This is a genomic window from Streptomyces sp. NPDC058092, assembly GCF_042884935.1.
Classification (GTDB): Bacteria; Actinomycetota; Actinomycetes; order Streptomycetales; family Streptomycetaceae; genus Streptomyces.
Genome location: NZ_JBHVSY010000019.1, coordinates 108,656 through 130,417, shown reverse-complemented (window position 1 = coordinate 130,417; position 21,762 = coordinate 108,656). Strand labels below are relative to the sequence as shown.

The window sequence follows — 21,762 nt, the reverse complement described above, 5'->3', positions numbered from 1 at the left end:
GAGCTGCCTACAAAAGGGACCGCTCATGTCCTTCGCCCCGTTCGACTGGATCGACGACGAGGCGCGCCGCCGCGCGGACGCCGGACTCGTCCGTACGCTCCGCCCCCGGCCCGCCGAACCAGAACTCCTGGACCTCGCGAGCAACGACTATCTGGGCCTGACCCGGCACCCCGAGGTCACCGCTGCCGCCGCCGAGGCCGCCCGCCGGTGGGGTGCGGGTGCGACCGGATCGCGGCTCGTCACCGGCTCCACCGCCCTGCACGCCGAACTCGAACATGAGCTGGCCGAATTCTGCGGGTTCGAGGCGGCCCTGGTCCTGTCATCGGGGTACACGGCCAATCTCGCCGCCCTCACCGCGCTCACCGGCCGCGGCTCGCTGATCGTCTCCGACGCGGGCAACCACGCCTCGATCGTGGACGGTTGCCGGCTCTCCCGGGCCGAGACCGCCGTCGTTCCGCATGCCGACGCCGACGCCGTGCGCAAGGCCCTGCAGACACACGACGGCCGTGCGCTGGTGGTCACCGACTCGGTCTTCTCGGTCGACGGCGACGCCGCGCCGCTGTCCGAACTGGCCGACGCCTGCCGGACGGAGGGCGCCGCACTGCTCGTCGACGACGCGCACGGTCTGGGTGTGCTCGGGGACGGCGGCCGGGGCGCGCTCGCCGCCGCCGGTCTCGCGGGCGGCGACGGAATCGTCACCACGCTCACCCTCTCCAAGTCCCTGGGCAGCCAGGGCGGAGCAGTCCTCGGTCCGGCCCGGGTCATCGAACACCTGGTCAACACGGCCAGGACATTCATCTTCGACACGGGTCTCGCGCCGGCCGCCGCGGGCGCCGCGCTGGGCAGCCTGCGGCTGCTCGGCCGCGAGCCGGAGCGCGCCGAACGAGTCCGTGACGTCGCCACCGCGCTGTACGAGCGGCTGACCACCGCCGGCCTGACCGCCGTACGCCCCGACGCCGCCGTGGTCTCGGTACGGGCGCCCTCGGCGGACGCGGCGGTGCGCTGGGCGGCCGACTGCCGTACCGCGGGAATCGCGGTGGGATGCTTCCGGCCGCCGTCGGTGCCGGACGGTGTCTCCCGGCTGCGGCTCACCGCGCGCGCCGATCTGACCGAGGAGCAGATTGCCGAGGCGGTGGCGATCGTGCGGCGGACCGCTCCCGTCAGCTGACCGAACCCCGGTGCAGGCCGGAGACGAAAGAGGTCCAGGCCGCCGCTGAGAACCGCAGCGGTGGCCTGGACACATCCTTGGAGTCCCGCACGGCCAGCCGTCCGTCACCGAATGGCGCGGCCTCCACGCAGTTGTTCATCCCCGTGCTGCGGCTGCTGCGCCGCCACCGTAACGAGTGCTGTGCGAAGCAATCCGACATGACGCCCCCCTCGGGCGGTCCGGGGTCACTGATCGTCGCGGTCGATCGCGGCGATGAGGTCCAACGAGTGCTGCGGCGACAGCGCGTGCGCCTGCATCGTGCGGAAGGCCGAGCTGTATGCCTCAAGGTCTTCTTTCCGCTCCAGATAGAGGCTACTCGTCAAATGGTCGAGAACTACCACGTCCAGATCAGAAGTGTTCGGAAATGAGAAGATAACGAAAGGTCCGGTGAGGCCGGCATATTCACCGACCGAGAACGGCAGTAACTGAAGCTGCACGTGGGGAAGTTGAGCCACACGGGTCAGATGGCGCAGCTGGTTTCTCATCACCCGGCGCCCGCCGACCCGGCGTCGCAGTACCGCCTCGTCGAGCACCGCGCTCAGCCGCAGTGGCGGATCGGTCCGCAGCACCCCCTGCCGGGCGAGCCGTACCTCCACCAGGGAGTCCAGCTGGCCGGCGGGTAACCCGTCCAGCGACGCCCGGGTCACCGCACGGGCGTAGTCCGCCGTCTGCAGGAGTCCGGGCACCACCGAGGTCTCCAGGGTGCGCGCGGTCCGCGCCTGGGACTCCAGACTGATGAAGTCGCGGTACTGGGGCGGAATCAGACCGCGATACGCATGCCACCAGCCGGTGCCGCCCCCGCCCGCCGAACCCGCCAGTCCCTCCAGGAGCGTCCGCAATTGAGGGTCGTCCACGCCGTACGCGTCCAGCAACCGTGCCACATCGGCCGGCCGCACTCCACTGACACCGGTCTCGATCCGGCTCACCTTCGACTGGTGCCAGCCGAGCATTTGCCCGGCGTCCCGGCTGGTCATTCCCGACGTCAGACGCAGACTCCGCAGCTCCTCCCCGAGCTTGCGGCGTCGTACCACAGGACCGTGCCGCATCTGCGGCCTCCCTCCCATTTCCGCTCCTCTTCCTGCCGAGCGGACAGTGTGACGCCTGCATACGGTTTCGCGTGGCAGGGTTCACCGCATTGAGCGACAGATATATGCATATCTTGGTGGATCGCCGCCAGAGGGGGCAGCATCGTGGAAATCTGGCGCGAAGCACAACCGGGACCGGTCGCGAGTCGGTTCGGGTGGGAAAGGGACGGCTCGCCATGGCAGACCACCAAGAAGCAAGCGTCACTCTGCCGAGCGAGCCGGTCTCGGTCGCGGCGGCCCGGAGATATGTGGACCGGGTGCTCTCCGAATGGGGCCTGGCCGCCGCCACGGAGTTCGCCGACGGCATCCGGCTCATCGTCTCGGAGCTCGCGACCAACGCCGTCCAGCACACCTTCGGACAGTCGCCCACCTTCACCGTGGACCTGAGGCTGGAGCGGGAGGAACTGCTGCATCTGGGGGTGACGGACAGTCACCCGCGCCGGCCCCGGCGGCTGCCCGCCGCCGTTCAGCAGGACAACGGACGGGGCATGGTGATCATCCGCTCTCTGGCCAAGGAGTGCGGAGGCCGGCTCACCGTCACCCCCACCGCCGACGGCGGCAAGACGGTCTGGATCGCGCTCCCATGGAGCATCCCCGCGCAGAACTGACCAACCTCCCGACCAGCCCCGTTTCCCCGGGCAGGTCAAGGGCCACGGCTCGCCCGCCGACCGAACACCCGGGACAGCGCGCTAGATTGACGGATCGATCCTTGTCCCAAGGCAGTTGGAGACCCAGGGTGACCGAAGTGGTGCTGTTTCATCATGCTCAGGGCCTCACCCCGGGCGTGACCGCCTTTGCCGACGAACTGCGCGGTGACCGGTTCACCGTGCATACGCCCGACCTGTACGACGGCCGCACCTTCGACACCCTGGAGGCGGGACTGGCATATGCGGAACAGATCGGCGTCGAGGACATACTCGATCGCGGCACGCGGGCGGTGGCCGACTCACCGGCCGAGCTGGTCTGCATCGGATTCTCCCTCGGCGTGCTGCCCGCGCAGAAGCTGGCGCAGACGCGGCCCGGCGCACGCGGAGCCGTATTCGTCCACTCGTGCGTGCCGAGCTCCATGTTCGGAACGTGGCCATCGCAGGTACCGGTCCGCATCCACGCCATGGAGGAGGACCGTCTCTTCACCACCGAGGGCGACGCGGACGCCGCCCGCGCACTCGTCGACGAGGCCCCCGACGCCGAGCTGTACCTCTACCCGGGCGACCAGCATCTGTTCGCCGACAGCTCGCTGCCCTCCTACGACGCCGAGGCAGCCGCGCTGCTCCTCGACCGAACGCGGACGTTCCTCCGCTCCCGGTGAGCTGAGCACGACGGTCGCCCGATCACCCGCCCTCGCCGCCCTGCCGCTGGGCCGATGCCGCCCGTCCGGACCCACTGCGCAACAGCGCCTTGAGCGTTGCCGCCGCGGCGCTCGCCCGGTCGCCCCGATGCACCACCGAGATGGTGCGCCGGAACGAGGCGGGCTCAAGTCGCCGCACGGACAGGGGCGTCGGCGACATCGCGGCCACCATCTCCGGGACGACCGCCATCCCGATGCCCGCGCTGACCAACGCGCACACCAGCGCGTAGCCGGGCGACTCGCAGACCACGGCGGGTGTCGCCCCCGCCTCGGCCAACGCCTGCTCCACGCCGCGACGCGGCGGATGCGTCGGCGCGCTGCTGATCAGCGGCCGCCCGGCGAGCTCCGTCACCGGCAGCCTCCCGGTGCCGTCGGCCAGCATCTGCCCCACTGCCGTGACCAGGACCAGTTCCTCGACCAGCAGCGGCTCGGCGAACACTCCGGAGGGCCGGGCCGCCGCGGCGGCCGGCTCGTACACATGGGTCAGCGCGAGGTCGACCTCGCCCGCGGCCACCGCCGCGACACCGTCCGGCGGCTCGTACTCGGTGACCGCCAGTTCCACCTCCGGGTGGGCGCGACGGAAGGCGCTCAGGACCGGCGGAAGCAGATGGATGCCCGCGGTGGTGAACGTACCGACGCGCAGGCGTCCGCCGGAGAGTCCGGACAGGCGGGCCAGCTCATGGCGGGCCTGGTCCATCTCGTCGAGGATCCGCCGTGCATGTCCGACCAGCAGCTCGCCCGCGGCTGTGAGGCGGGCCCCTCGGTGGTGGCGGATAAGCAGCGCGGCGCCCGCCTCCTGGACGCACAACTCATCGCCTTCACCGGGGTCGCCGCGGGCATGGTCGCGCTGCCGGGCGCGGACTTCACCGTCGTCGTACGCAATGCGCTCGCCTCCCGGTGGGCGGGCGTGGCGACCGCGCTGGGCGTTGCCGGGGGACTCCTCGTGCACACCGCGCTGGCCGTCGCCGGGCTCGCCGCCGTGCTGGTGACGGTGCCCGTGCTGTTCCGCACCGTCCAACTGCTCGGTGGGGCCTACGTCCTCCACCTCGGCATCAGCGCCCTGTACGCGGCACGGCGCCGCACCACGGACGGGGCGGACGGGACGGCGGGCGAACCCGCAGGGCGGGGAACCGTACGCGCGCTGCGCCAGGGCTTCCGCACCAATGCCCTGAAACCCAAGGCGCCGGTGCTCTTCCTGAGCCTGTTGCCGCAGTTCGTTCCCGACGGGCAGCCGCCGCTCCCGAGGACCTTGCTGCTAGCGACGATCGTCGCGCTGCTCGCGCTGGTCTGGTTCCCCGCCGTGGCGCTCCTGGTGGACCGGATGGGCCGGTGGCTGCGCCGACCGCGTACCGCCCGCGCCATCGAGGGCGGCAGTGGCGCGGCGCTTACGGCGTTGGGGCTGGTGCTGGTGTCCGGCCCCCTGCTGCACTGAGGTTCTCAGCTGCGCTGGGACCGCGTCAGCGGATCCGACCGTAATAGACGCGCTTCGTCCAGATCTTCTCCAGCCGGACCACCGCACCGGTCCTCGGCGAATGCCAGATCTTGCCGTGACCGGCGTAGATCCCCACGTGGTAGATGCTGCGACCGAAATGGAAGAAGACCAGATCGCCGCGTTGCCTGTGCGAGGCCGGGATGTGGCGGGTCTTGTTGTACTGCTGCTGGGCCGTGCGGGGGAGCTTCTTGCCCGCCTTCTTGAACGAATAGGCCGTCAGACCCGAGCAGTCGAAGCGGTTGGGGCCGGTGGCCCCCCACCTGTACGGCGATCCTTTCTTGGACGCGGCGATCTTGAGCGCCTTCATGGAGAGAGTCGCCGCCTGGGCCTCCGTTGCGGCGCCCGGGGCGAGCATGGTGCCGCCGACGGCGGCCAGAGTCAGAACCGAGGCCGTACCGGCCCGGGCGAGCAGAGACGGGACATGAACCTGCGCAGTCATGCGCAACCCTTCGTCAGCCGCCTGTGAAGGATGACCTGTCGGGTTCGGGCTGGCGAAGTTGCCCGGCCGCGCTCGGCGGCTTCACCCCGAGGGTCGACCGGTGATCCGGTCGACCCGTTGTGCTCGGGTCCTCCACTCCTGCCGATCCACTTCTGTCGACCAGACATCCGGACGGCGGCAGGACTCGGCGTCCGCCCGGACCGCCCCGTCGCTGTGGCGGGGGCTTGTCGTCCCAGGGATCTTGACTCACCGACTGTCGGATTTCCGATGAGAAACGACGAATTGTGAGGCTCCTCACGGCTGACCCGTTCGGGTGGAGCCGACGTTTTCGGGAGCGCCGACGGTCATTCGAACCGGTCCCGCACCAGGGGTGGAATCACGGATTCCGCTCATTGTCCACCCGAAGAACGCAAGTGGAGAAATCTCTCGCGAGAGGGACTTTCTACGCCGAAAGAGCGAGGAATTTTGATGTGACCACCGGGCGTGTCGCGAAGGGGAGTTGGCTGCCTCCTGTCGGGGGGCGCAGGGAAGCCGGCTGGTCCCGGCCGGCCCGGCGACGAAACGGTTGATCAACTCGCCGGAGCAGGGGGTACGGTGACGCGTCCGGCCCGCCGTTCCCCGTCCAGCACCCGCAGCGCCCGGGCCAGGGTGGCGGCGTGGATCTGTGCTTCGCCGCGCTCGTGCATCAAGGCGAGGGCGTCCCGCAGCGCGCCCGCCCGTGAGGCCAGCGCCTGTGCGGCCCGCAGCGCGCCGTAGGTGTCGCTGCCGCGGGCCGGGTTGATCCGGCCCAGTTGGTCGAGGACTTCGAGATAGCGGTCGATGAACTCGCCCTCGGCGCACGTCAGTGCGGGCAGTGGTGGCAACTCCGGTGGCCGCATCGGGCGTTCACCGCGCGCCGTGCGGCGGGAGCGATGACTTCCGGTTCTCCATGATGTGGTCCACCAGGCCGTACGCCTTGGCGCCCGGGGCGTCGAGGATCAGATCGCGCTCGATGTCGGTGGCGATCTGTTCGGCGCCGCGGCCGGTATGACGGGCCAGCAGTCTGGTGAGCATCTCGCGGACCCGCTCCAACTCCCTCGCCTCGATCTCCAGATCGGACGGCTGGCCCTGCACCGGCTCGGTGAGCTCGGGCTGCTGTACGACGACCCGCGCCCCGGGCAGTGCGTGCCGCCTGCCGGGAGCGCCCGCCGCGAGCAGTACCGACGCGCAGGAACCTGCCTGGCCGAGGCAGTAGGTCTCCACCTCGCAGGTGAGGTACTCCATCGTGTCGTAGATCGCCGACATGGCCCCGAACGAGCCGCCGGGGGAGTTGATGTAGAGGGAGATGGGCCGGTCCGGGGCGGCGTGTTCCAGATACATGAACTGGGCGACCAGATCATTGGCCGCGGTGTCGTCGACCGGGGTGCCGAGGAAGACGATGCGTTCGGCTAGCAGCTTGGAGTACGGGTCGAGGGTGCGGGTCCCGTTGGTCGTGCGCTCGGTGAACTCGGGCAGCACGTAGCGGGCGGCAGGACGGAACAGCATGAACGATGCCTCTCTTCCGGGATCTGTACGAGATTCGCGTGCGCGGGGTCTGCGCAAGCACCTGTAAAAAATGTACAGGACGTACAGAAGGTTATGGTGGGGGCGTGATCCTATTGATCCACTAAAAGTCCCAGGTCAGAGGCTGTTTTGGCTGTTCGCTGAGGGCGGATATCTCGCAATCTCTAGACGTCTTGATCATCAGGCTGCTTCGCCCTCACTGAAACCGAGTAGAGAAGTGAGGTGGCCCGAGGCGACGCGGAGGTCCTCGGGGCTCAGGTGGACGCTTAGTGGCCGGCTCCGGAAGTCCTTCGGGGGTTGACTCCGCAGCCGGTGTCATGTCTGGCGAGGTAGAGGCTGCAGGCGCAGCCCCCTGATGGCAAACGGATCGGGAGAACCCCGCCCACGTGGGTGTCCCAATGGCCGTTGACATCGGCGGCACGCTGCTGTCGGCCTGCCCACGTTCAGTACGGGTCGTTCGTCCTCCTCGGCCTCCATCGGCCGGCCTTGCCTCTGTACCCGGATGCTGTTCATATTCGAGTCGGTCGGCTGGGGTTGACCCTCGACTTGGTGGAGCGCTCAGGGTTCTGGGTGTGGAGAGCGAGATGCGCAGTATTGGTGAGATGGCCCGGGACAGTGGACTGAGCGTGAGCGCCCTGCGGTTCTACGACGGTGCCGGCGTGCTGGTCCCGACTTGGGTGGATCCTGTGAGCGGCTACCGCGGGTACGGCCCCGAGCAGCTTGAAGAGGCCCGGTTGCTGGCCCGGCTGCGCCGGGCCGGTATGCCGTTGGCGGACATTCGGCTGGTGCTGGCCGGCTGGTCCAGTGAGGACACCGACCTGGTGCGGCAGCTGCTTCAGGCGCATCTGCGTCGTCTTGAACTGGGGCTGTCCGATGCCCGCATTGAGTTCTCCGCAGTCCGAGCGCTACTCGAATGCAGGGAGAATCCCATGACTTTGCTCCGCTCCGCCAGCACCGTCCGGTTGGCTGTCTCCGCGCCTGAGTTGGCCGCGGCGTTGGACGCGGTCCGCTTCGCCGCCAGTACCGACCCGGAGCTGCCGATGCTCGGCGGTGTCCTGTTCGACATCGAGGGTGAGACGCTCCATATCGTGGCCACCGACCGGTACCGGATGGCAGTCGCACAAGCCGGTACCACCGGGCATGGCGGGCCCCGTATGCAGGTCATCGTGCCGTCCCCGCTCGCCGACGCGATGCGAGCCCTGCTGAGTGACGACGCATCCGCCCAGCTCACTGTGGACGGTGACCGCGTGGACTTGGAGGCAGGGGACCGTCAGGCGGCCGGCCAGTGTCTCGATCACGACTTCCCTGATTACCGTCGCCTCATCCGCCTGCCGGCAGGGCACCGTGCCCTCGTCGATGTCCCGGCTTTCCGGGTGGCGGTGGAATCCGGCCCGGTCCGCGTCAGCGAGGTGCGCGAGCAGGACGGTGTGTCCTGTGACCTCAGCGTGCTCAAGGTGGCGGGCGACGGCACGGTGCGTGTCTGCGAAGACGGCGACGACGGCCAGGGCAACATCGCCGTCAATCGCGAGTTCTTGCTGCATGCCCTCACCGCTGGGGCCCGGGACCAACTGATTCTGGAGGTCGGAGCCCCAACGGCGCCCCTGGCGATCCGCCGGACCGACGCCGAGGACACGTTTTCGATACTGATGCCTGTCCGCCTGGAAAACTGACTGGTCGGCTTTGGAAGTCCTTAGGGGGCGGCTCCGGAGCCGGTGCCGTGTGGCGTTGGTCAGATGTCCGGGGTGGCGAGGTAGAGGCCGCAGGCGCAGTCCAGAGCGTCCTCGGGGGTGCCGACGAAGCTGCCGGTGGGCAGGATGGTGCCCTCGTACTTGTCGGTCCTGGCGAGGCAGAGGGCGAAACCCCAAGTGCCGGCGTATCCGCCGTAGCGCAGAGTCCCCGAGGTCGCGGAGGACCTGGGGATAAACGAGACGACGCTGGCGAGCTGGGTCTCGCGGGCGAAGCGGGCCGGGAAGGCGACTGTCGAGGACAGGGACGCGTTGATCGCGTGGCTGACGGCGGAGAACGCGGCGTTGAAGAAGGAGAACAAGGAACTGGGATGGAGCGTGATGTCCTCAAACGCTGCATGGTCCTGTGGGTGAAGTAGCCGTGGCGGACCCGGCCGCTGTGGCCGGGTGATCAGCGACAACAGGACCGAGCACGGCATCTCGCACACCGTCTCGTGCCGCGCCCTGGGCGTGAGCGAGTCGTGGTTCTACAAGTGGCGTGAGAGGCGGCCCACCGCTCGTGAGCTGCGCAGGCAGCGGCTGGCCAACGAGATCACGGAGATCTTCAGCGAGTCCGGTGGCGCCTACGGATCTCCGAAGATCTTCGTCCTGCTGATCCGACGGGGTTGGCGCGTCTCGGTGAACACCGTCGCTAAGGGCAAGCTCTACCTCGCCACGGTCATCGACCTGTTCTCCCGGCGCCTGCTCGGATACGCGATGGGCGAGCGTCACGATGCCGACCTGGTCATCGCGGCACTGCACATGGCCGCGGCAGCCCGAGGCGGCGACGTCCGCGGCGTGATCTTCCGTTCGGATCGCGGGTCGGAGTACGGCTCGCGAAAGTTCACCCGCGCCTGCCGCAGGCTGGCAATCACGAGGTCTATGGGGCGAGTGGGGTCGTGCTTCGACAACGCCGTCAGCGAGGCGTTCAACAGCGCCCTCAAGGTCGAGTACGTCCACCGGCACACATTCCGCACCCGCGCCGAGGCCAGGATCCGAATCGCCACCTGGATCACCAGCTTCTACAACACCCGCCGACTACACAGCGTGTGCGACTTCAAGAGTCCGATCGACTACGAACGCGAGTACTGGGCCGGCCTCACCGTGGGGTTGGCTGCATAGGAAGGACTCCACGATCGAAGGGGATTGACAGGCCACCCCCTCATCCTGCGATGGCTCTGTCGTGTGTCCGGGTGAGACCACGCCTGCCGAATGGCCTACCGGCGTGGCTTTGAGCAGTCGCAGGCGGTCCTTGCTGCTTACCGTTACCCGGGGAACAACTCCTCCCGGTCTTGACCATTCCGGGTCGGAGGGGCGAACCGAACAAGACGTTCGAAGACGAGCGGCACCACCATCGGAGAAGGGTTCCGGGTGCCAAGGAGGTCGGCAATGGCGACGCGAGAGCCATGGGCTCGCCGGACACGAGGAAGGACGCGTCGCACGGTCGGTGCCTGTGTGCTCGCTGCGGGGTGTGTCGTCGCAAGCTGCGTGCCCTCGGCCGCGGCGAGTTCGCAAGAGGGCGCGCCCCGCCTGTGCGCGACGACGCCCTTCCCTCCGTCGGAAAGTACTCCGCCACCAATCCTGTCGGGCAGCGACGTGTGGAGTTTCGTCTCCGAGCCGGGCCTTCACCCCATGCGGGTGACCGTGACGGCGAACAAACCGGGGACGGCTCGCGGGGACATCTTTGTCGCGCCGTTCAGCGCGGACCAGATGGTCGGCCAGACCGGGGCACTGATCAACGACAACTCCGGTGATCCGGTCTGGTTCCGCCCACTGCCCTCCACGAACCTCCAGAATGCCGACTTCAAGGTCCAGACTTATTACGACGGCCGCAGAGGCTGGGGACAACCGGTGCTGACCTGGTGGCAGGGCACCCTCGCGCTCCCCCCGGCCTATACGAACCTCCCGGCCGGTGCGCCCGAACCGGGCGGGTGCTACTACATCTACGACACCCACTACCGCCTGCTCAAGACGGTCTTCGCGCATCACGGCTACTACCCGGACGAGCACGAATTCACCCTGACGCGCAGGGGCACCGCGCTGTTCATCGCCTCCAAACCCGTGCCCGTGGATCTCACGCCCTACGGAGGCCCGAAGAACGGAGCGATCGAGAACAGCGAGATCCAGGAGGTAGACCTCGCTTCGGGCAGACTCCTCTTCTCGTGGAACGCGCTGGACCACCTCGACCCCGCCGATTCCGAGGAGCCAGTCTCCAGTGCGTCGTCGTCCGACGGGGTGTGGGACGCCTTTCACATCAACTCGGTCGACGAGGGTCCTGACGGCCGGCTGCTGATCTCGGCCCGGAACATGTGGGCGGTTTACGACGTCGCCAAGAGATCCGGGAAGGTCCGCTGGCAACTCGGAGGGAAGAAAACCGACTTCACCTTCGGCCCGAACGCGGACTTCTTCTGGCAGCACGATGCCCGATTCCGGCCGGGAAACCGGATCAGCATGTTCGACGACGGCTGCTGCGACCTGCCCGACGGCGCCCCTGAACAGGTGTCGCACGGCCTGATCCTCAACCTCGACTTCCGCAGCCGGAAGGCGACCGTGGACAGGACCTACTACCACCAGCCAGCGCTGGAGTCGCCGACCCAGGGAAACACCCAGGCCCTTTCCAACGGCAACGAATTCATCGGATGGGGCCAGTCCCCGTACTACTCGGAGTACGCGGGCGCGGGGAACACCCAGGGCAACGGCTCGCAGAACCTGCTCTACGACGCGAAGCTGCCGGGCTCCAACATCTCGTACCGAGCGTTCCGGAACGAATGGATCGGCACACCGTACTACCCACCGAGTGCCGCGGCACGGTCCGACGGCGGGCACAGCGTCGTCTACGCCTCCTGGAACGGCTCGACACAGACCAGAGCATGGCGGGTACTCGCCGGGTCCGACCCCCACGCCCTGTCGGTCGTTGTCAGACACGCCCCACGGTCCGGATTCGAGACAGCCGTCACCACGAACGCCCCCGGACCGTACTTCCAGGTAAAGGCGCTGAATGCGCAGGGCAAAGTCCTTGGGACCTCCCACGTCGTGAACCTCTCCAGCCGACAGTCGACGAGGTACACCAAGAGGTAGCCGCGGCACGGCTACGGCATGGCTGATCCTCAACACAGTTGACTGCCGGGAAACGACGGAGGGGTCGGCGTCCTTCCCATCGGATGTGCGGGCTGGGAGAAGTCGGGACCCCAGCCATCGGTCCGCGCGTGGACCGCTCTCACAGACACTCCGGCACCCATCCCGGCAGCGTCGTGTGTCACCCGATAGGGTGGCTCCCAATCTCGTTGCCGATCACGGACCTGTGTTGCGGTCCAACTCCGCCACGAACAGAGCAACGTGGCTCCCATTCCCGTTGCCCAAGTGGCTCCCGTTCACCCTGTCGAAAACAGCGGGCGATCCCGCCATCGTGGCGACCGGCTGCCGTCCGCTCAATTTTGGGTGGCGGGCGCCTGTCCTGGATCACGAAGATGGTCTGCATGGGGTGTGACATACACGGCTTCATCGAATGCCGCCGCAGCTATCGCGACTACGAGAACGACTCGTACTGGCACGCCGCCATCAACCTGGATCACCTGAACGATGTGCGGGACTACGACGCCTTCGCATGCCTCTTCGGGGTCCGCAACGATTTCGGGATCCTCAACGATGAAGCCTTCGAACCGCTCGCAGCCGCCCGCGGCCTTCCACACGATGTGTCGAAACGCGTCCGTGATCTGTACGAGGACCACGAGGGGCACAGCGCAACCTCGATCAGCTGGGCAGAAGTCGAGAAGGTCGACTGGGATGAGCTGTCCTTGCAGCCGGATCCCTACGTACACGAGCATCGTCGTAACGCCGACGGCGGCTGGCAGTTTTACGAACGGCACTGAGGAAGTCGGCGAGCGGGCGGGCCGGCGGGTGTATCGCGGTCAGCTCGGTCCAAGCGGCGAGCAGGGCGTCATGCGTGCGCGCTGCTTGTTTCCGCGCACCGCCGGCACCGGCTCGCCGAACTCCCGCACGTGATGGGGCTCCTTGAATCTCCCCACCTCGTACTCAGGGTCTCCCCGGACCTGCTCACCTTGCCTCCCCATCGACGGCGCGCTGACTTGCGGTCGGATGCCGCAGCGAAGGGGCCGCCCGACAGACGGCCCGGTCCGGACGCGGCGGGACCGGGCGGGCGTCCCGCCGCAACACCGGTTCTGCTGGGTGGCCGTCACTGATGCGGGATGTCGATGCCGGCTGCGCGCAGGTTCGCCTCGACCAGCGTGTTCAATCGGGCGATGGACGGTGACTGGTCTTCCCGGTGGTGGTTGACCAGTCCGTACCGGGAGGCGGCGTCGGACTGGTTCTCAAACCCGGTCGGCATCGCCAGCAGCGCGCGGTTGGCCAGCAGCTTGTCGGCCAGCGTGTGCGCCAGCTCCTCGATCCGCGGGTCGTCCGGATCCCAGTACCTCGCATCCAAGCCGCGCTTGGTCAGCTCGACGGACTCGGGATCGTCCAGCGAATGTTCGAGCCGGGTCAGGAAGCTGTCGAAGATCTCCGGAACCAGCGCCCGTGCCAGCACCAGAGCCTCCCGTTGACCAGCCACGTAGTCGGGACTGAAGCCGAGATCGGGGAGTCGGTCCAGGACCGCGCAGGCCCGGTCGGGCAGCAGGGCCCGGTCACCATGGTCGAGACGGTGCAGCCTGTCGCGGCGCGCGGTCAGGTCCTCGATCTGTTCGGTGAGCTGACGATGGACGTCGTCCAGGGTGGCGGCGAACCGTTCGGGATCGGCGTCGAGCAGGTCACCGATCTCGGCCAGCGGCACGCCTGCCCCGGCCAGGGTCCGGACCTGGACCAGCCGGAACAGGCCGGCCGATCGGTAACGCCGGTAGCCGGAACCGTCGCGTTCCGGCTCGGCGACCAGGCCGAGCCGGTGATAGTGCCGCACGGTCTTGATCGTGACGCCGACGAACGCGGCTGCCTGACCGATGGTGAGCCCGTCTGTCATCGGTTCGGGGCACCTCCAGATCGTGGGCGGCTGCGGTCTCGCGAGCCGCGTCGGCGACGGTCGGAGTCCTTGCGCAGGATCGAGCCGCGGGCGCCGGCGACCTTCGCGCTCTCCTTGAGGCAGGGGTTGCGGACGATCACACGGGCGAGGATAGCGCGCGTCTGTTCCGGCCCATCCCCCTGCTGCCGGGGCCGGCAGCTGAGGCGACCACATACCGCACCGGGACGGTCAACGTGTCGAGGACCGGGCCGGGGGCGGCGTGGATTACATGGGCATCGATGGCGATCTCGGCGTGCCGGCCGGCGCGGACCGCGGCCAACGCCTGGTCCAGACCGGGGTGCTTGCGATCGGTGCCGGTCACCCCGTCATCTCGATACAGGTTGACCTTGACCTTGGGTCAAGGGTGCAGGCTCTTCGCATGGCCGCCCGAAGTGGCCAGGTAGCCACCAGGGCCGCCGCGAGGTCCAACACTGTGGACAAGGAGATTCATCATGGGAACGAACAACAGCGGCTTCTCCGAAGCAAGACTGCGCGACGTGCTGGCACGGCATGTCGAGTCCAAGAAGATTCCCGGACTCGTCGCCCTGGTCAGCCGCGGCGGTCGGACGCACGTCGAAGCGATCGGGACGATGCGTCATGACGGTGGCGCGCCGATGCGCCGGGACACGATCTTCCGGATGGCATCCAGCTCCAAGCCGGTCACGATGGCGGCGGCGATGGTCCTGCTCGACGAGTGCAGGCTGCGGCTGGACGAGCCGGTGGACCCATGGCTGCCCGAACTCGCCGACCGGCGGGTACTGAAGCGGCCCGACGGCCCGCTGGAGGAGACCGTGCCGGCGCGGCGGCCGATCACCGTACGGGACCTGCTGACCTCCACGTTCGGGCTCGGAGTGGATTTCGATCTGCTGGACTCCCCGATCAGGGCCGCGACGTTCGAGCGTCTCGACTACAGCGTGGCATCCGGCCCGGCGCCCGACCCGGACGAGTGGATGCGCCGCCTCAGCGAGCTGCCGCTGTCGTACCAGCCCGGAGAGCGGTGGCAGTACGACCTCAGCAACGAAGTACTCGGCGTGCTGGTCGCCAGGGTCACGGGTCGGCCGTTGGAGACGTTCCTGCGCGAACGCATCCTCGATCCGCTGGGGATGAAGGACACCGCCTTCCACGTGCCCGCCGACAAGATCGACCGGCTGCCGCCCCTCTACGGGCCCGACCCGCAGACCGGAGAGTTCCTCGTGTGGGACGAGGCCGAAGGCGGAAGGACTAGTCGGCCTCCGGCGTTCCAGGGCGCCGGCGGCGGGCTGGTCTCCACCGCCGACGACTACCACGCCTACTTCCAGATGCTACTGAACCACGGCATGCACGGCAGCGAACGAATCCTGTCCCGGCCCGCCGTCGAGCTGATGACCACCAACCGCCTCACACCCGCGCAACAAGCCGCCCGGGACACCATGTACAGGAACATCGCCCACATCACGGTCGGCCAAGGCCAGCAGGGCGGCTGGGGCTTCGGGATGGCAGCGCGCACCAGGCGCGGCGACTACGCGCCCATCGGCCAGTTCGGCTGGGACGGCGGTACCGGCACCACCGCCTACGCCGACCCGGGCAACCAACTCACCGGAATCCTGCTCACCCAGGTCGGGATGTCCACCCCGGACTCGGCGCGCCTCATCCACGACTTCTGGACCACGCTCTACCAGGCCACCGACTGACATCGCGCTCGCTGAGCTTGGCGTGGCCGGTCCACATGCGCAGACAACGGCTCGCCCAAGGTGGCGACCCCGGCATGCCAACCTGAGAGGCGCTCACTTCCGCTCCCCACTCGGTTCAGGAAGGGAGCAAGGGGGGCGACGAGCAGCCCTGGCCGATTCCAGAGATCCCCATCACCGGCGGCTTCGGCCAGGGGGCAGTTGGGGACCGAGAACGCGTCGTGTGTGAAGCGGTACACGCACCGGCGGCGGACCGTGTACGGCCACGCGTGGCGTGAAGCTACGGCTACCACCTGTACAAGGACCACGCGCAGGAGGCGGAGTCCGCCGGCCCAGGTGCCCAGGTGCCCAGGCGGGCCGCCGGGTGCCGCTGCTCGCGCCAAGGCGGAGCGCGGAGTCCAGGCCGGTCAGCCGAGGCGGTAGCAGGCTTTCTGATTCGATCCCTTGAACTGAGTACAGACCACAGTCCCCTTGGGCAGCTTCGGTCCACCGGACTGGCCACGATGCCCCCACAGTGTTTCCACCGCGACGCCGCGCGCCCGTCCGTTGTCGCCAGTCCAGGAGGAGCGCTTCCACGCGCTGGTCTTCGTTCCGTGCGCCGGTTTCTTGTACGTCCACCGGGCCCAGTAGGTATGTCCTTTCCTCCCGGAGACGGACTTCGGGGAGCATTGGCGCCGTGCCGCGCGCCGTTCGCCTGCAGAATCCGGCCAGACAGATCGCTTTACTGCCATTCACCGGCAACTCGGCCACAGCGTCACTGAGTCCGGGCTACACAAGAGGGCTGGGGTGGGCATCCGCTGCCCTCTTGTAAGGACGGTCGTGGACTGGTGGGAGGTCCGGCGGTTGCTGACGATCAATGTGGCTGTACTGCTCGCGGTCATCGTCTTCTTCCGGCTGCGCCGGCGTACGGAGGCCCGGAGCCGGTTGGACGAGAAGTTCACCGTGGTCATCGTCCTGGCGCTGGGCGTGCTTATCGCTCCGACCCCGGTGGGACGGGGAATCCTGGATTTCTTGGGCCAGCTCGCGAGCGGCGTCACGCAGTCCAGCCGGTGAGCTCTCGGGTGCGTAAGGGGCGGGCGGCGACGACCAGGCGCCCGTCGGCGCGGCGGCGTTCCCGGAGGCCGGGTAAGCGGCGGCAGCGCGCGGACGACCGGCTGATCGGTCTCCTTGTGGCCGCGGCCCTGGCCATCTCCCTGGTGGTGTTCGTCGTCAACTGGCTTCTGGCCCACTGGTGGATCCTGATCGTCATCGGCGCACTCGCGGTGCTGGCCAGCGGCGGCTGGCTCTACCAGAAGCAGCAGAGAGCGCGGTGGGAAGCGGTCCGCACACAGGGCCTGCGGTACGGGATATCCCAACTGGACGCCCTGCACCACTCCCGGTTCGAGGACGCGGTACGGGACCTGATGCGCCGTGACGGCTGCCGGGACGCCGTCCGGGTGGGTGGCGGCGGGGACCTGGGCGCTGATGTGAAGGCCACCGATCCCTACGGGCGGCGCTGGGTGATCCAGTGCAAACACCGCCGCAACGGCCTCGCCGGGTCCGCGGTGGGCAGCCCGGACCTTCAGGTCCTCAACGGCACCGCCCGCCAGGTCCACGGCGCCGACATCGCGGTGATCGTCACCAACGGCCGCGTCACGGCGCCTGCCGTCGCCTTCGCCAAGCAGCAGCGCCTCCATGTCGTCGACCGCCACACCCTCGGTGTGTGGGCGTCCGGCTCACGCCCCTTATGGGAACTGCTCCGGGCCGTCCCGCCGCCCCGCAAACCGACCTCTCTCTCCTGAAACCCCGGCTTTCGCCTCGCACCAGAACGGGAAGGCCGGCGGGCCGCTCGCCGACGCCGGAGCCGAAGGCGGCGAGCAGGATGCGGCCTCCGCTCTGTTCGCCGGGGCGATCGGCGCGTACAAGAACCCGGCGAGCCACCGGACTGTCGACTTCGAGGACCCGGTCGAGGCAGCAGAAATCATTCAGCTCGCCAACCTGCTGCTGCGGCAGGTCGACCGTGCCTCACGTCGGCGGGCCGCGGCCGCGGAGCAGAACTGACGCTGCCTGCTGTAGCCGGATTCCTCGACTGCGTCGACCTTGAGCCTGCGGACGGCCGCGCGTAGGGCTTCGCGTTGGATGAGTTGGCGGGCGGGCGGGCGGGCGGGTGCGGGACGGCGGGGCCCTCGAAGGTGGCGGCTTCCAGGGCCCGGGGGGCCAGGCGTCCGCGCGCTCTGCCGCCGGCTATCCGCCGTCCCTGATCCGGATGATGGTCTTGCCACGGGCGTGGCGGCCGGGGGCGAACGCGGCGGGTGCCTCGCCCAGCGCCCTGACCTCGCCGACGATCGGCTTGAGCCGTCCGTCCCTGAGCCGCTGGACCAGGTCCGCGAGCCGGGCACGGTCGGGCTCGACGACGAAGAAGACGGTCCGGCCGTCCCGCGGACGGACCTCGGGCGGCGAGGCGATGGTGACCAGCGTGCCCCCAGCCCGCACCAGCGGGGCCGAGCGTTCCTGGACCTCGCCGCCGATCACGTCGAGGACCAGATCGACCTCCCCGACGCCCTCCAGCCGATCGGCCTGCAGATCCACGAAGGCATCCACACCCAGCCCGACAGCAGTGTCCCGGTCGCCGGCCCGGCCCGTGCCGATCACCCGCGCACCCGCCTCACGCGCGAGCTGCACCGCGATCGACCCCACACCGCCCGCGACCCCGTGGACCAGGACGGTCTGTCCCGCGGTAAGCCGGCCGTGGTCGAACAGGGCCTGCCAGGCGGTCAGCCCCGAGATCGGCAGTGCGGCGGCCGCCGTGTGGTCGACGTCCGCCGGAAGCGGGGCCAGATTGCGAGCCTCCACCGCGGTGTACTCGGCCAGCGAGCCGTTCCGGGTCCAGTCGGCCAGCCCGAACACTCGCTGGCCCACCGAGAGACCGGTGGTGCCGTACCCGAGTTCGGCAACGACGCCCGACAGCTCGTGTCCAGGCACGCTCGGCGTCCGGTCGCGCCCGGCGCGATCCGTCCACGTTCCCGGCCAGGCGAGTTCCCCCGGGGTGAACCCAGCGGCATGCACGCGCACGATGACGTCGTTCTCGGCGAGGTGGGGGTAGGGCACCTCCGTCAGCGACATTCCCTCGACACCGGCGGCGCGGTCTCGAACGGCGACGGCCTGCATGTCAGGTCCTCTCTCCCGTGGTGATTCAGGCTTCGCCCCCTTCGAGCGATCGGAAACAGGCTGCCACGAACTCCTGCAGCCCGCCTGCTGCCGATCGAAGCTAGCCCTGGGTCAGGCCTTGGCGATATTCCTGCGCGGCATCGGCTCCGCGAGTGCTGTCTGCCATTCAGGCGCACCGAAGGCGTCCGCGAAGTACTGCGGCTCGTGCACCACATGCCCGTGGGCACATTCCATGATGCTCACTGAGTAGGTGGGCACCCCGTCGTACGTGATGACGCACTCGCTCACCCACAGATCCCCGCTGCCAACGATCCGGTGGACAGTGAAGTGCAGCGACATCGACGTCATCGAGTTCCTGCGACGAGCCGGGCTCGATGACCCGGGTCCCCTTCTCGACGACCCCTCATGGGTGGAGTGGCGCGGAGGTCGGCCACACGAGTGGGCCGCCGCGTAGAGGGCTCTCCAGGGAAGTAGTCGACGTCCGGCGAGTTCACCAAACGTCCCCTTGTCTCCCGGGTCAGGGCCCTGCGGAGCCGTCCTCGGCGATGGCTTCCGGTGCGACCAGAGGTGCGACCGGAAGCGCGACGTGAGGCGCGACCAGGAGTGCGACCAGAGCTGCGACCAGAGACACGACCTCGGGCCCTTACGGTGATCATCGTGACCGCCCGCCGCACTCTTGGCTCAGGCCCCGAGGCTCCCGCTCATAGCATCCGCGCCGCCGAGGCCGACCTTCTCGACGCACTGCCCGGCGTCCATCTCCCAGACCTCAGCGAGTTGCGAGCCCGTGGAGTGCTTGGGGCCCCCATCCCGGCCCCGCAGAGCCCACGACGCACTCTCGGAACTGGCCGCACGGACGACGCACCATCCGATTCCTCGCCGTCTTGAGTCACGACGACTGCAGGCCCCGGTTGTCGAGCAGGGCCTGACGCCGGTCAACAAGGCGGACGCGCGGACCGCTGTCGGCCATGTGGTGCGCCAGGGTCTCGCGCGCCGCGTGGCGGGCTGGGTGCCCACCCGGTTGCCCGTTCGTGTCAGCGGGACAACGGCATGCGGGCGTGGTGAGGTGGTGCAGGCGGCGGGGACGGGGCCGCTGGTGTGACGTCTTCCGGCCCATGTCGAGATGGAGAGCATCCATGCACGGCGTGCTCAAACTTGTTGCGGTGGCGGCCAGTGCGGTCTACGCGCTACAGGGTCCGGCGATGCTCCCGGCCGGCTCCGCCGCTGTGCCTCATCCCGCGCGGGCTGCCACGGACGCGCGCAGTGGGGGAGACAGCAGCCTGATCACACGCCTGCACACACCCCCCACCGGCACGTCGATCGCATCCCCCGCCCGCAACACCCTCTACGCCTGCCAAGGGGGGACCCTCACCCGACCCGACCGCCCGTGGATCGACGCGCACGGCGTGATCGACGTACTCAAGCGCCCTTTCGTGTCGGGGACCATGCACTGGCACAGCAAACTGCGGGTGACGACGACCGCTACCAAGAGGCACTTCAAGGGCAACGGACTCCCGGACCATCCCACCGGGCACTTCCCCGTCCAGAAGGGCACCCCCGCCTACAAGTACTACGCGGAGATTCCCGCGCACGGGTACCCCAACGCCGCCGCGATCCCCATCAAGCCGTGGAACCTCGACGTCACCGTTCCGCGCAATCCGTCCGTCGCGGCGAAGCCCACGTGCATCGACCAGCTGACGACCGGGATGGCTCTGGCCGGCGGCACCTTCCACCTGGAGGTGGCCACCGATGCCGAGGACCGCCCGGTCGACCCCAATGCGGCCCTGCCTCTCGACCGCTGCTGGGGCCATCCGTACGAGACGCAGTACCACTACCACGGCCCCTCGCAGACCTGCTTCGGCAAGGCTTCAAGGGGGCCCGCGAACGCCCGTACCCGGCACTCACCGCTCGTGGGATACGCCATCGACGGCTTCGGGATCTACGGGCCGCGCGGCGAGGACGGAAAGATCGTCAGGAACAGGGATCTGGACGTCTGCCACGGTCACACACACGCGATCACGTGGGACGGCAAGAAGGTCGTCATGTACCACTACCACCTCAACGGAGAGTATCCGTACTCCATCGGATGCTTCCGGGGGAAGCCGGTGACGGTCCCCGGGTCCGGGCACGGCTGGTGCCACCAGTGGAAACCGACTCCGACCGCGGCCGGATCCGGCGTGGAAAGCCCCGGCAGACGGAGACGTCACTGACCCACGGAAGCTTTCGTCGTCGAGGGCACTGAACGAAGCCAGGGCGGTCGTGCTCCGCAGCTTGCCCGCATGCAGGCAGTCGCGATCCTGCGTGAGGCAGAGCCAGCAGCGTGGCCGTCGCCACCGGATAGAGTCCCTGCGACGGTAGCGGGAGATACGGGAGTTCTCTGTGGCCGAGTTGGTGGCGCGCGAGGAAGTTCGGGTGTCCGTGGAGTTCCATGCGTTCGCCCTTCAGGAAGAGGACGACATGGAGGTCCCCGCTCCCTTCCCCGAGGAGCGGGCAGAGGATCCAGGGGCGGATTTCCTGATCGCCTACGCCATGCGTCTCGACTTCGAGAGCGCCGGGCACACCCACGAGGCAGCTCTGACAGCCGAGGCGTGGAGCAGCGAGCCGTCTGTGACCGGTGACGAACCTTGGGAAGCCCAGGGCGAAGCAGAGATTTTTTCGATTACCGGGAACCTGTCGGTTGAGACGATGTCCGGGGTCGGCGAAGGCCGGGTGGAGCTCGGGCGACCCGGCACGCTGTGGAAGGTCCGCGCCTACTGTTCGGGCCGGGCCGAGGCAGCCCGGCTTGCGGCGGTGGACGTGCCCGTCGGGGTGGAGCGGTACCTGGTGCAGTTCTGGCCAGCCAGCACCCGAGAACCCGTGGGCAAAGCGCCGGGCTCTGCCCACAGGGCGCGTCAGGCGTGGAGGCGTCACCCCGGCGCAGGCCTTGCCGACAGAGGCTGATTTGCGGGCAGCAGTGGGACTTCCAGGATCTGTCGAAGGAGCTCGGTGACGAGAACCGCGTCTCGTTCGTCTACGCCTGCAGGCACGACGTGAAGCTGGCACAGCTGAAGCCGGGCGGGATCATCGTCGAGGTGGGCTGAGGCCGTAGCCTGAAGGTGCGGGCGCG

Annotated in this window: 24 protein-coding genes, 1 pseudogene and 1 riboswitch; of the genes and pseudogenes, 15 read left to right on the top strand and 10 right to left on the bottom strand. The window is 68.6% G+C overall.

The window, feature by feature from the left end:
* Positions 1-25: 25 nt before the first annotated feature.
* Positions 26-1,168 (top strand): 8-amino-7-oxononanoate synthase, encoded by a 1,143-nt coding sequence (locus ACFVV1_RS28040; protein WP_389994540.1) that lies wholly within the window; start codon positions 26-28, stop codon positions 1,166-1,168.
* On the opposite strand, the gene ACFVV1_RS28035 is transcribed toward ACFVV1_RS28040, so the two are convergent.
* Both ACFVV1_RS28035 and ACFVV1_RS28030 read right to left on the bottom strand, forming a co-directional pair.
* Positions 1,161-1,367 carry a DUF397 domain-containing protein gene (locus ACFVV1_RS28035; protein ID WP_389994537.1) on the bottom strand — a complete coding sequence of 69 codons (207 nt, stop codon included), beginning with the start codon at positions 1,365-1,367 and terminating at the stop codon, positions 1,161-1,163. The genes ACFVV1_RS28040 and ACFVV1_RS28035 overlap by 8 nt on opposite strands.
* Positions 1,368-1,392: 25 nt before the next feature.
* A complete protein-coding gene (locus ACFVV1_RS28030) occupies positions 1,393-2,253 on the bottom strand; it encodes a helix-turn-helix domain-containing protein (RefSeq protein WP_389994534.1) in 861 nt (286 codons plus the stop codon).
* 215 nt (positions 2,254-2,468) lie between these two features.
* Between ACFVV1_RS28030 and ACFVV1_RS28025 the strand changes: the two genes are divergently transcribed.
* A complete protein-coding gene (locus ACFVV1_RS28025) occupies positions 2,469-2,900 on the top strand; it encodes an ATP-binding protein (RefSeq protein ID WP_389994531.1) in 432 nt (143 codons plus the stop codon).
* 128 nt (positions 2,901-3,028) lie between these two features.
* Positions 3,029-3,601, top strand: a complete 573-nt coding sequence (locus tag ACFVV1_RS28020; protein WP_389994528.1) for a dienelactone hydrolase family protein — start codon at positions 3,029-3,031, stop codon at positions 3,599-3,601.
* 22 nt (positions 3,602-3,623) lie between these two features.
* Here ACFVV1_RS28020 and ACFVV1_RS28015 read toward each other — a convergent pair.
* Positions 3,624-4,439, bottom strand: a pseudogene (locus ACFVV1_RS28015) (LysR family transcriptional regulator substrate-binding protein); the annotation flags it as partial.
* On the opposite strand from ACFVV1_RS28015, the gene ACFVV1_RS28010 reads away from it, so the two are divergent.
* On the top strand, positions 4,437-5,072 hold the full coding sequence (locus tag ACFVV1_RS28010) for a LysE family translocator (RefSeq protein ID WP_389994618.1): 636 nt from the start codon (positions 4,437-4,439) through the stop codon (positions 5,070-5,072). The pseudogene ACFVV1_RS28015 and the gene ACFVV1_RS28010 overlap by 3 nt on opposite strands.
* Before the next feature lie 25 nt (positions 5,073-5,097).
* On the opposite strand, the gene ACFVV1_RS28005 is transcribed toward ACFVV1_RS28010, so the two are convergent.
* From ACFVV1_RS28005 to ACFVV1_RS27995, 3 genes are all read right to left on the bottom strand, one after another.
* Positions 5,098-5,571: a C40 family peptidase gene (locus ACFVV1_RS28005; RefSeq protein WP_389994525.1), complete on the bottom strand. Its 474-nt coding sequence runs from the start codon at positions 5,569-5,571 to the stop codon at positions 5,098-5,100.
* A 3-nt stretch (positions 5,572-5,574) separates the two neighbouring features.
* Positions 5,575-5,758: riboswitch (cyclic di-AMP (ydaO/yuaA leader) on the bottom strand.
* Positions 5,759-6,140: 382 nt separating this feature from the next.
* A complete protein-coding gene (locus tag ACFVV1_RS28000; RefSeq protein WP_389994522.1) occupies positions 6,141-6,449 on the bottom strand; it encodes a hypothetical protein in 309 nt (102 codons plus the stop codon).
* Positions 6,450-6,456: 7 nt separating this feature from the next.
* Entirely contained in the window at positions 6,457-7,092 is a 636-nt protein-coding gene (locus tag ACFVV1_RS27995) for an ATP-dependent Clp protease proteolytic subunit (protein ID WP_389994615.1), read from the bottom strand.
* Between the two features lie 593 nt (positions 7,093-7,685).
* Here ACFVV1_RS27995 and ACFVV1_RS27990 point away from each other — a divergent pair.
* From ACFVV1_RS27990 to ACFVV1_RS27970, 5 genes are all read left to right on the top strand, one after another.
* Positions 7,686-8,783, top strand: a complete 1,098-nt coding sequence (locus ACFVV1_RS27990) for a MerR family transcriptional regulator (RefSeq protein WP_389994519.1) — start codon at positions 7,686-7,688, stop codon at positions 8,781-8,783.
* A gap of 243 nt (positions 8,784-9,026) precedes the next feature.
* Positions 9,027-9,212 (top strand): hypothetical protein, encoded by a 186-nt coding sequence (locus ACFVV1_RS27985; RefSeq protein ID WP_389994612.1) that lies wholly within the window; start codon positions 9,027-9,029, stop codon positions 9,210-9,212.
* 33 nt (positions 9,213-9,245) lie between these two features.
* Complete coding sequence (locus ACFVV1_RS27980; RefSeq protein WP_389994517.1) at positions 9,246-9,959, top strand: IS3 family transposase; 714 nt, start codon at positions 9,246-9,248, stop codon at positions 9,957-9,959.
* A gap of 522 nt (positions 9,960-10,481) precedes the next feature.
* Positions 10,482-11,915, top strand: coding sequence for an arylsulfotransferase family protein (locus tag ACFVV1_RS27975; protein WP_389994514.1), 1,434 nt, complete (start codon positions 10,482-10,484; stop codon positions 11,913-11,915).
* A gap of 398 nt (positions 11,916-12,313) precedes the next feature.
* Positions 12,314-12,706: a hypothetical protein gene (locus ACFVV1_RS27970; RefSeq protein ID WP_389994510.1), complete on the top strand. Its 393-nt coding sequence runs from the start codon at positions 12,314-12,316 to the stop codon at positions 12,704-12,706.
* A 323-nt stretch (positions 12,707-13,029) separates the two neighbouring features.
* Here the strand turns inward: ACFVV1_RS27970 and ACFVV1_RS27965 are convergent, their stop codons facing one another.
* Both ACFVV1_RS27965 and ACFVV1_RS27960 read right to left on the bottom strand, forming a co-directional pair.
* Complete coding sequence (locus tag ACFVV1_RS27965; protein WP_389994507.1) at positions 13,030-13,806, bottom strand: MerR family transcriptional regulator; 777 nt, start codon at positions 13,804-13,806, stop codon at positions 13,030-13,032.
* A 136-nt stretch (positions 13,807-13,942) separates the two neighbouring features.
* Positions 13,943-14,167, bottom strand: a complete 225-nt coding sequence (locus ACFVV1_RS27960; RefSeq protein ID WP_389994505.1) for a hypothetical protein — start codon at positions 14,165-14,167, stop codon at positions 13,943-13,945.
* Between the two features lie 130 nt (positions 14,168-14,297).
* Between ACFVV1_RS27960 and ACFVV1_RS27955 the strand changes: the two genes are divergently transcribed.
* From ACFVV1_RS27955 to ACFVV1_RS27940, 4 genes are all read left to right on the top strand, one after another.
* Complete coding sequence (locus ACFVV1_RS27955; protein WP_389994502.1) at positions 14,298-15,515, top strand: serine hydrolase domain-containing protein; 1,218 nt, start codon at positions 14,298-14,300, stop codon at positions 15,513-15,515.
* An 840-nt stretch (positions 15,516-16,355) separates the two neighbouring features.
* Positions 16,356-16,565 carry a hypothetical protein gene (locus ACFVV1_RS27950; RefSeq protein ID WP_389994609.1) on the top strand — a complete coding sequence of 70 codons (210 nt, stop codon included), beginning with the start codon at positions 16,356-16,358 and terminating at the stop codon, positions 16,563-16,565.
* Positions 16,562-17,293 (top strand): restriction endonuclease, encoded by a 732-nt coding sequence (locus tag ACFVV1_RS27945; protein ID WP_389994499.1) that lies wholly within the window; start codon positions 16,562-16,564, stop codon positions 17,291-17,293. Before ACFVV1_RS27950 ends, ACFVV1_RS27945 begins: the two co-directional genes overlap by 4 nt.
* Positions 17,187-17,552, top strand: coding sequence for a TIGR02391 family protein (locus tag ACFVV1_RS27940; RefSeq protein ID WP_389994496.1), 366 nt, complete (start codon positions 17,187-17,189; stop codon positions 17,550-17,552). Before ACFVV1_RS27945 ends, ACFVV1_RS27940 begins: the two co-directional genes overlap by 107 nt.
* Positions 17,553-17,735: 183 nt before the next feature.
* On the opposite strand, the gene ACFVV1_RS27935 is transcribed toward ACFVV1_RS27940, so the two are convergent.
* Positions 17,736-18,659, bottom strand: coding sequence for an NADP-dependent oxidoreductase (locus ACFVV1_RS27935; RefSeq protein ID WP_389994493.1), 924 nt, complete (start codon positions 18,657-18,659; stop codon positions 17,736-17,738).
* Between the two features lie 111 nt (positions 18,660-18,770).
* Positions 18,771-19,007: a hypothetical protein gene (locus ACFVV1_RS27930; RefSeq protein WP_389994634.1), complete on the bottom strand. Its 237-nt coding sequence runs from the start codon at positions 19,005-19,007 to the stop codon at positions 18,771-18,773.
* Between the two features lie 785 nt (positions 19,008-19,792).
* On the opposite strand from ACFVV1_RS27930, the gene ACFVV1_RS27925 reads away from it, so the two are divergent.
* Together ACFVV1_RS27925 and ACFVV1_RS27920 are read left to right on the top strand one after the other, a co-directional pair.
* Positions 19,793-20,866 (top strand): YHYH protein, encoded by a 1,074-nt coding sequence (locus ACFVV1_RS27925; RefSeq protein ID WP_389994490.1) that lies wholly within the window; start codon positions 19,793-19,795, stop codon positions 20,864-20,866.
* A gap of 169 nt (positions 20,867-21,035) precedes the next feature.
* Entirely contained in the window at positions 21,036-21,596 is a 561-nt protein-coding gene (locus tag ACFVV1_RS27920; protein WP_389994487.1) for a hypothetical protein, read from the top strand.
* Positions 21,597-21,762 lie beyond the last annotated feature (166 nt).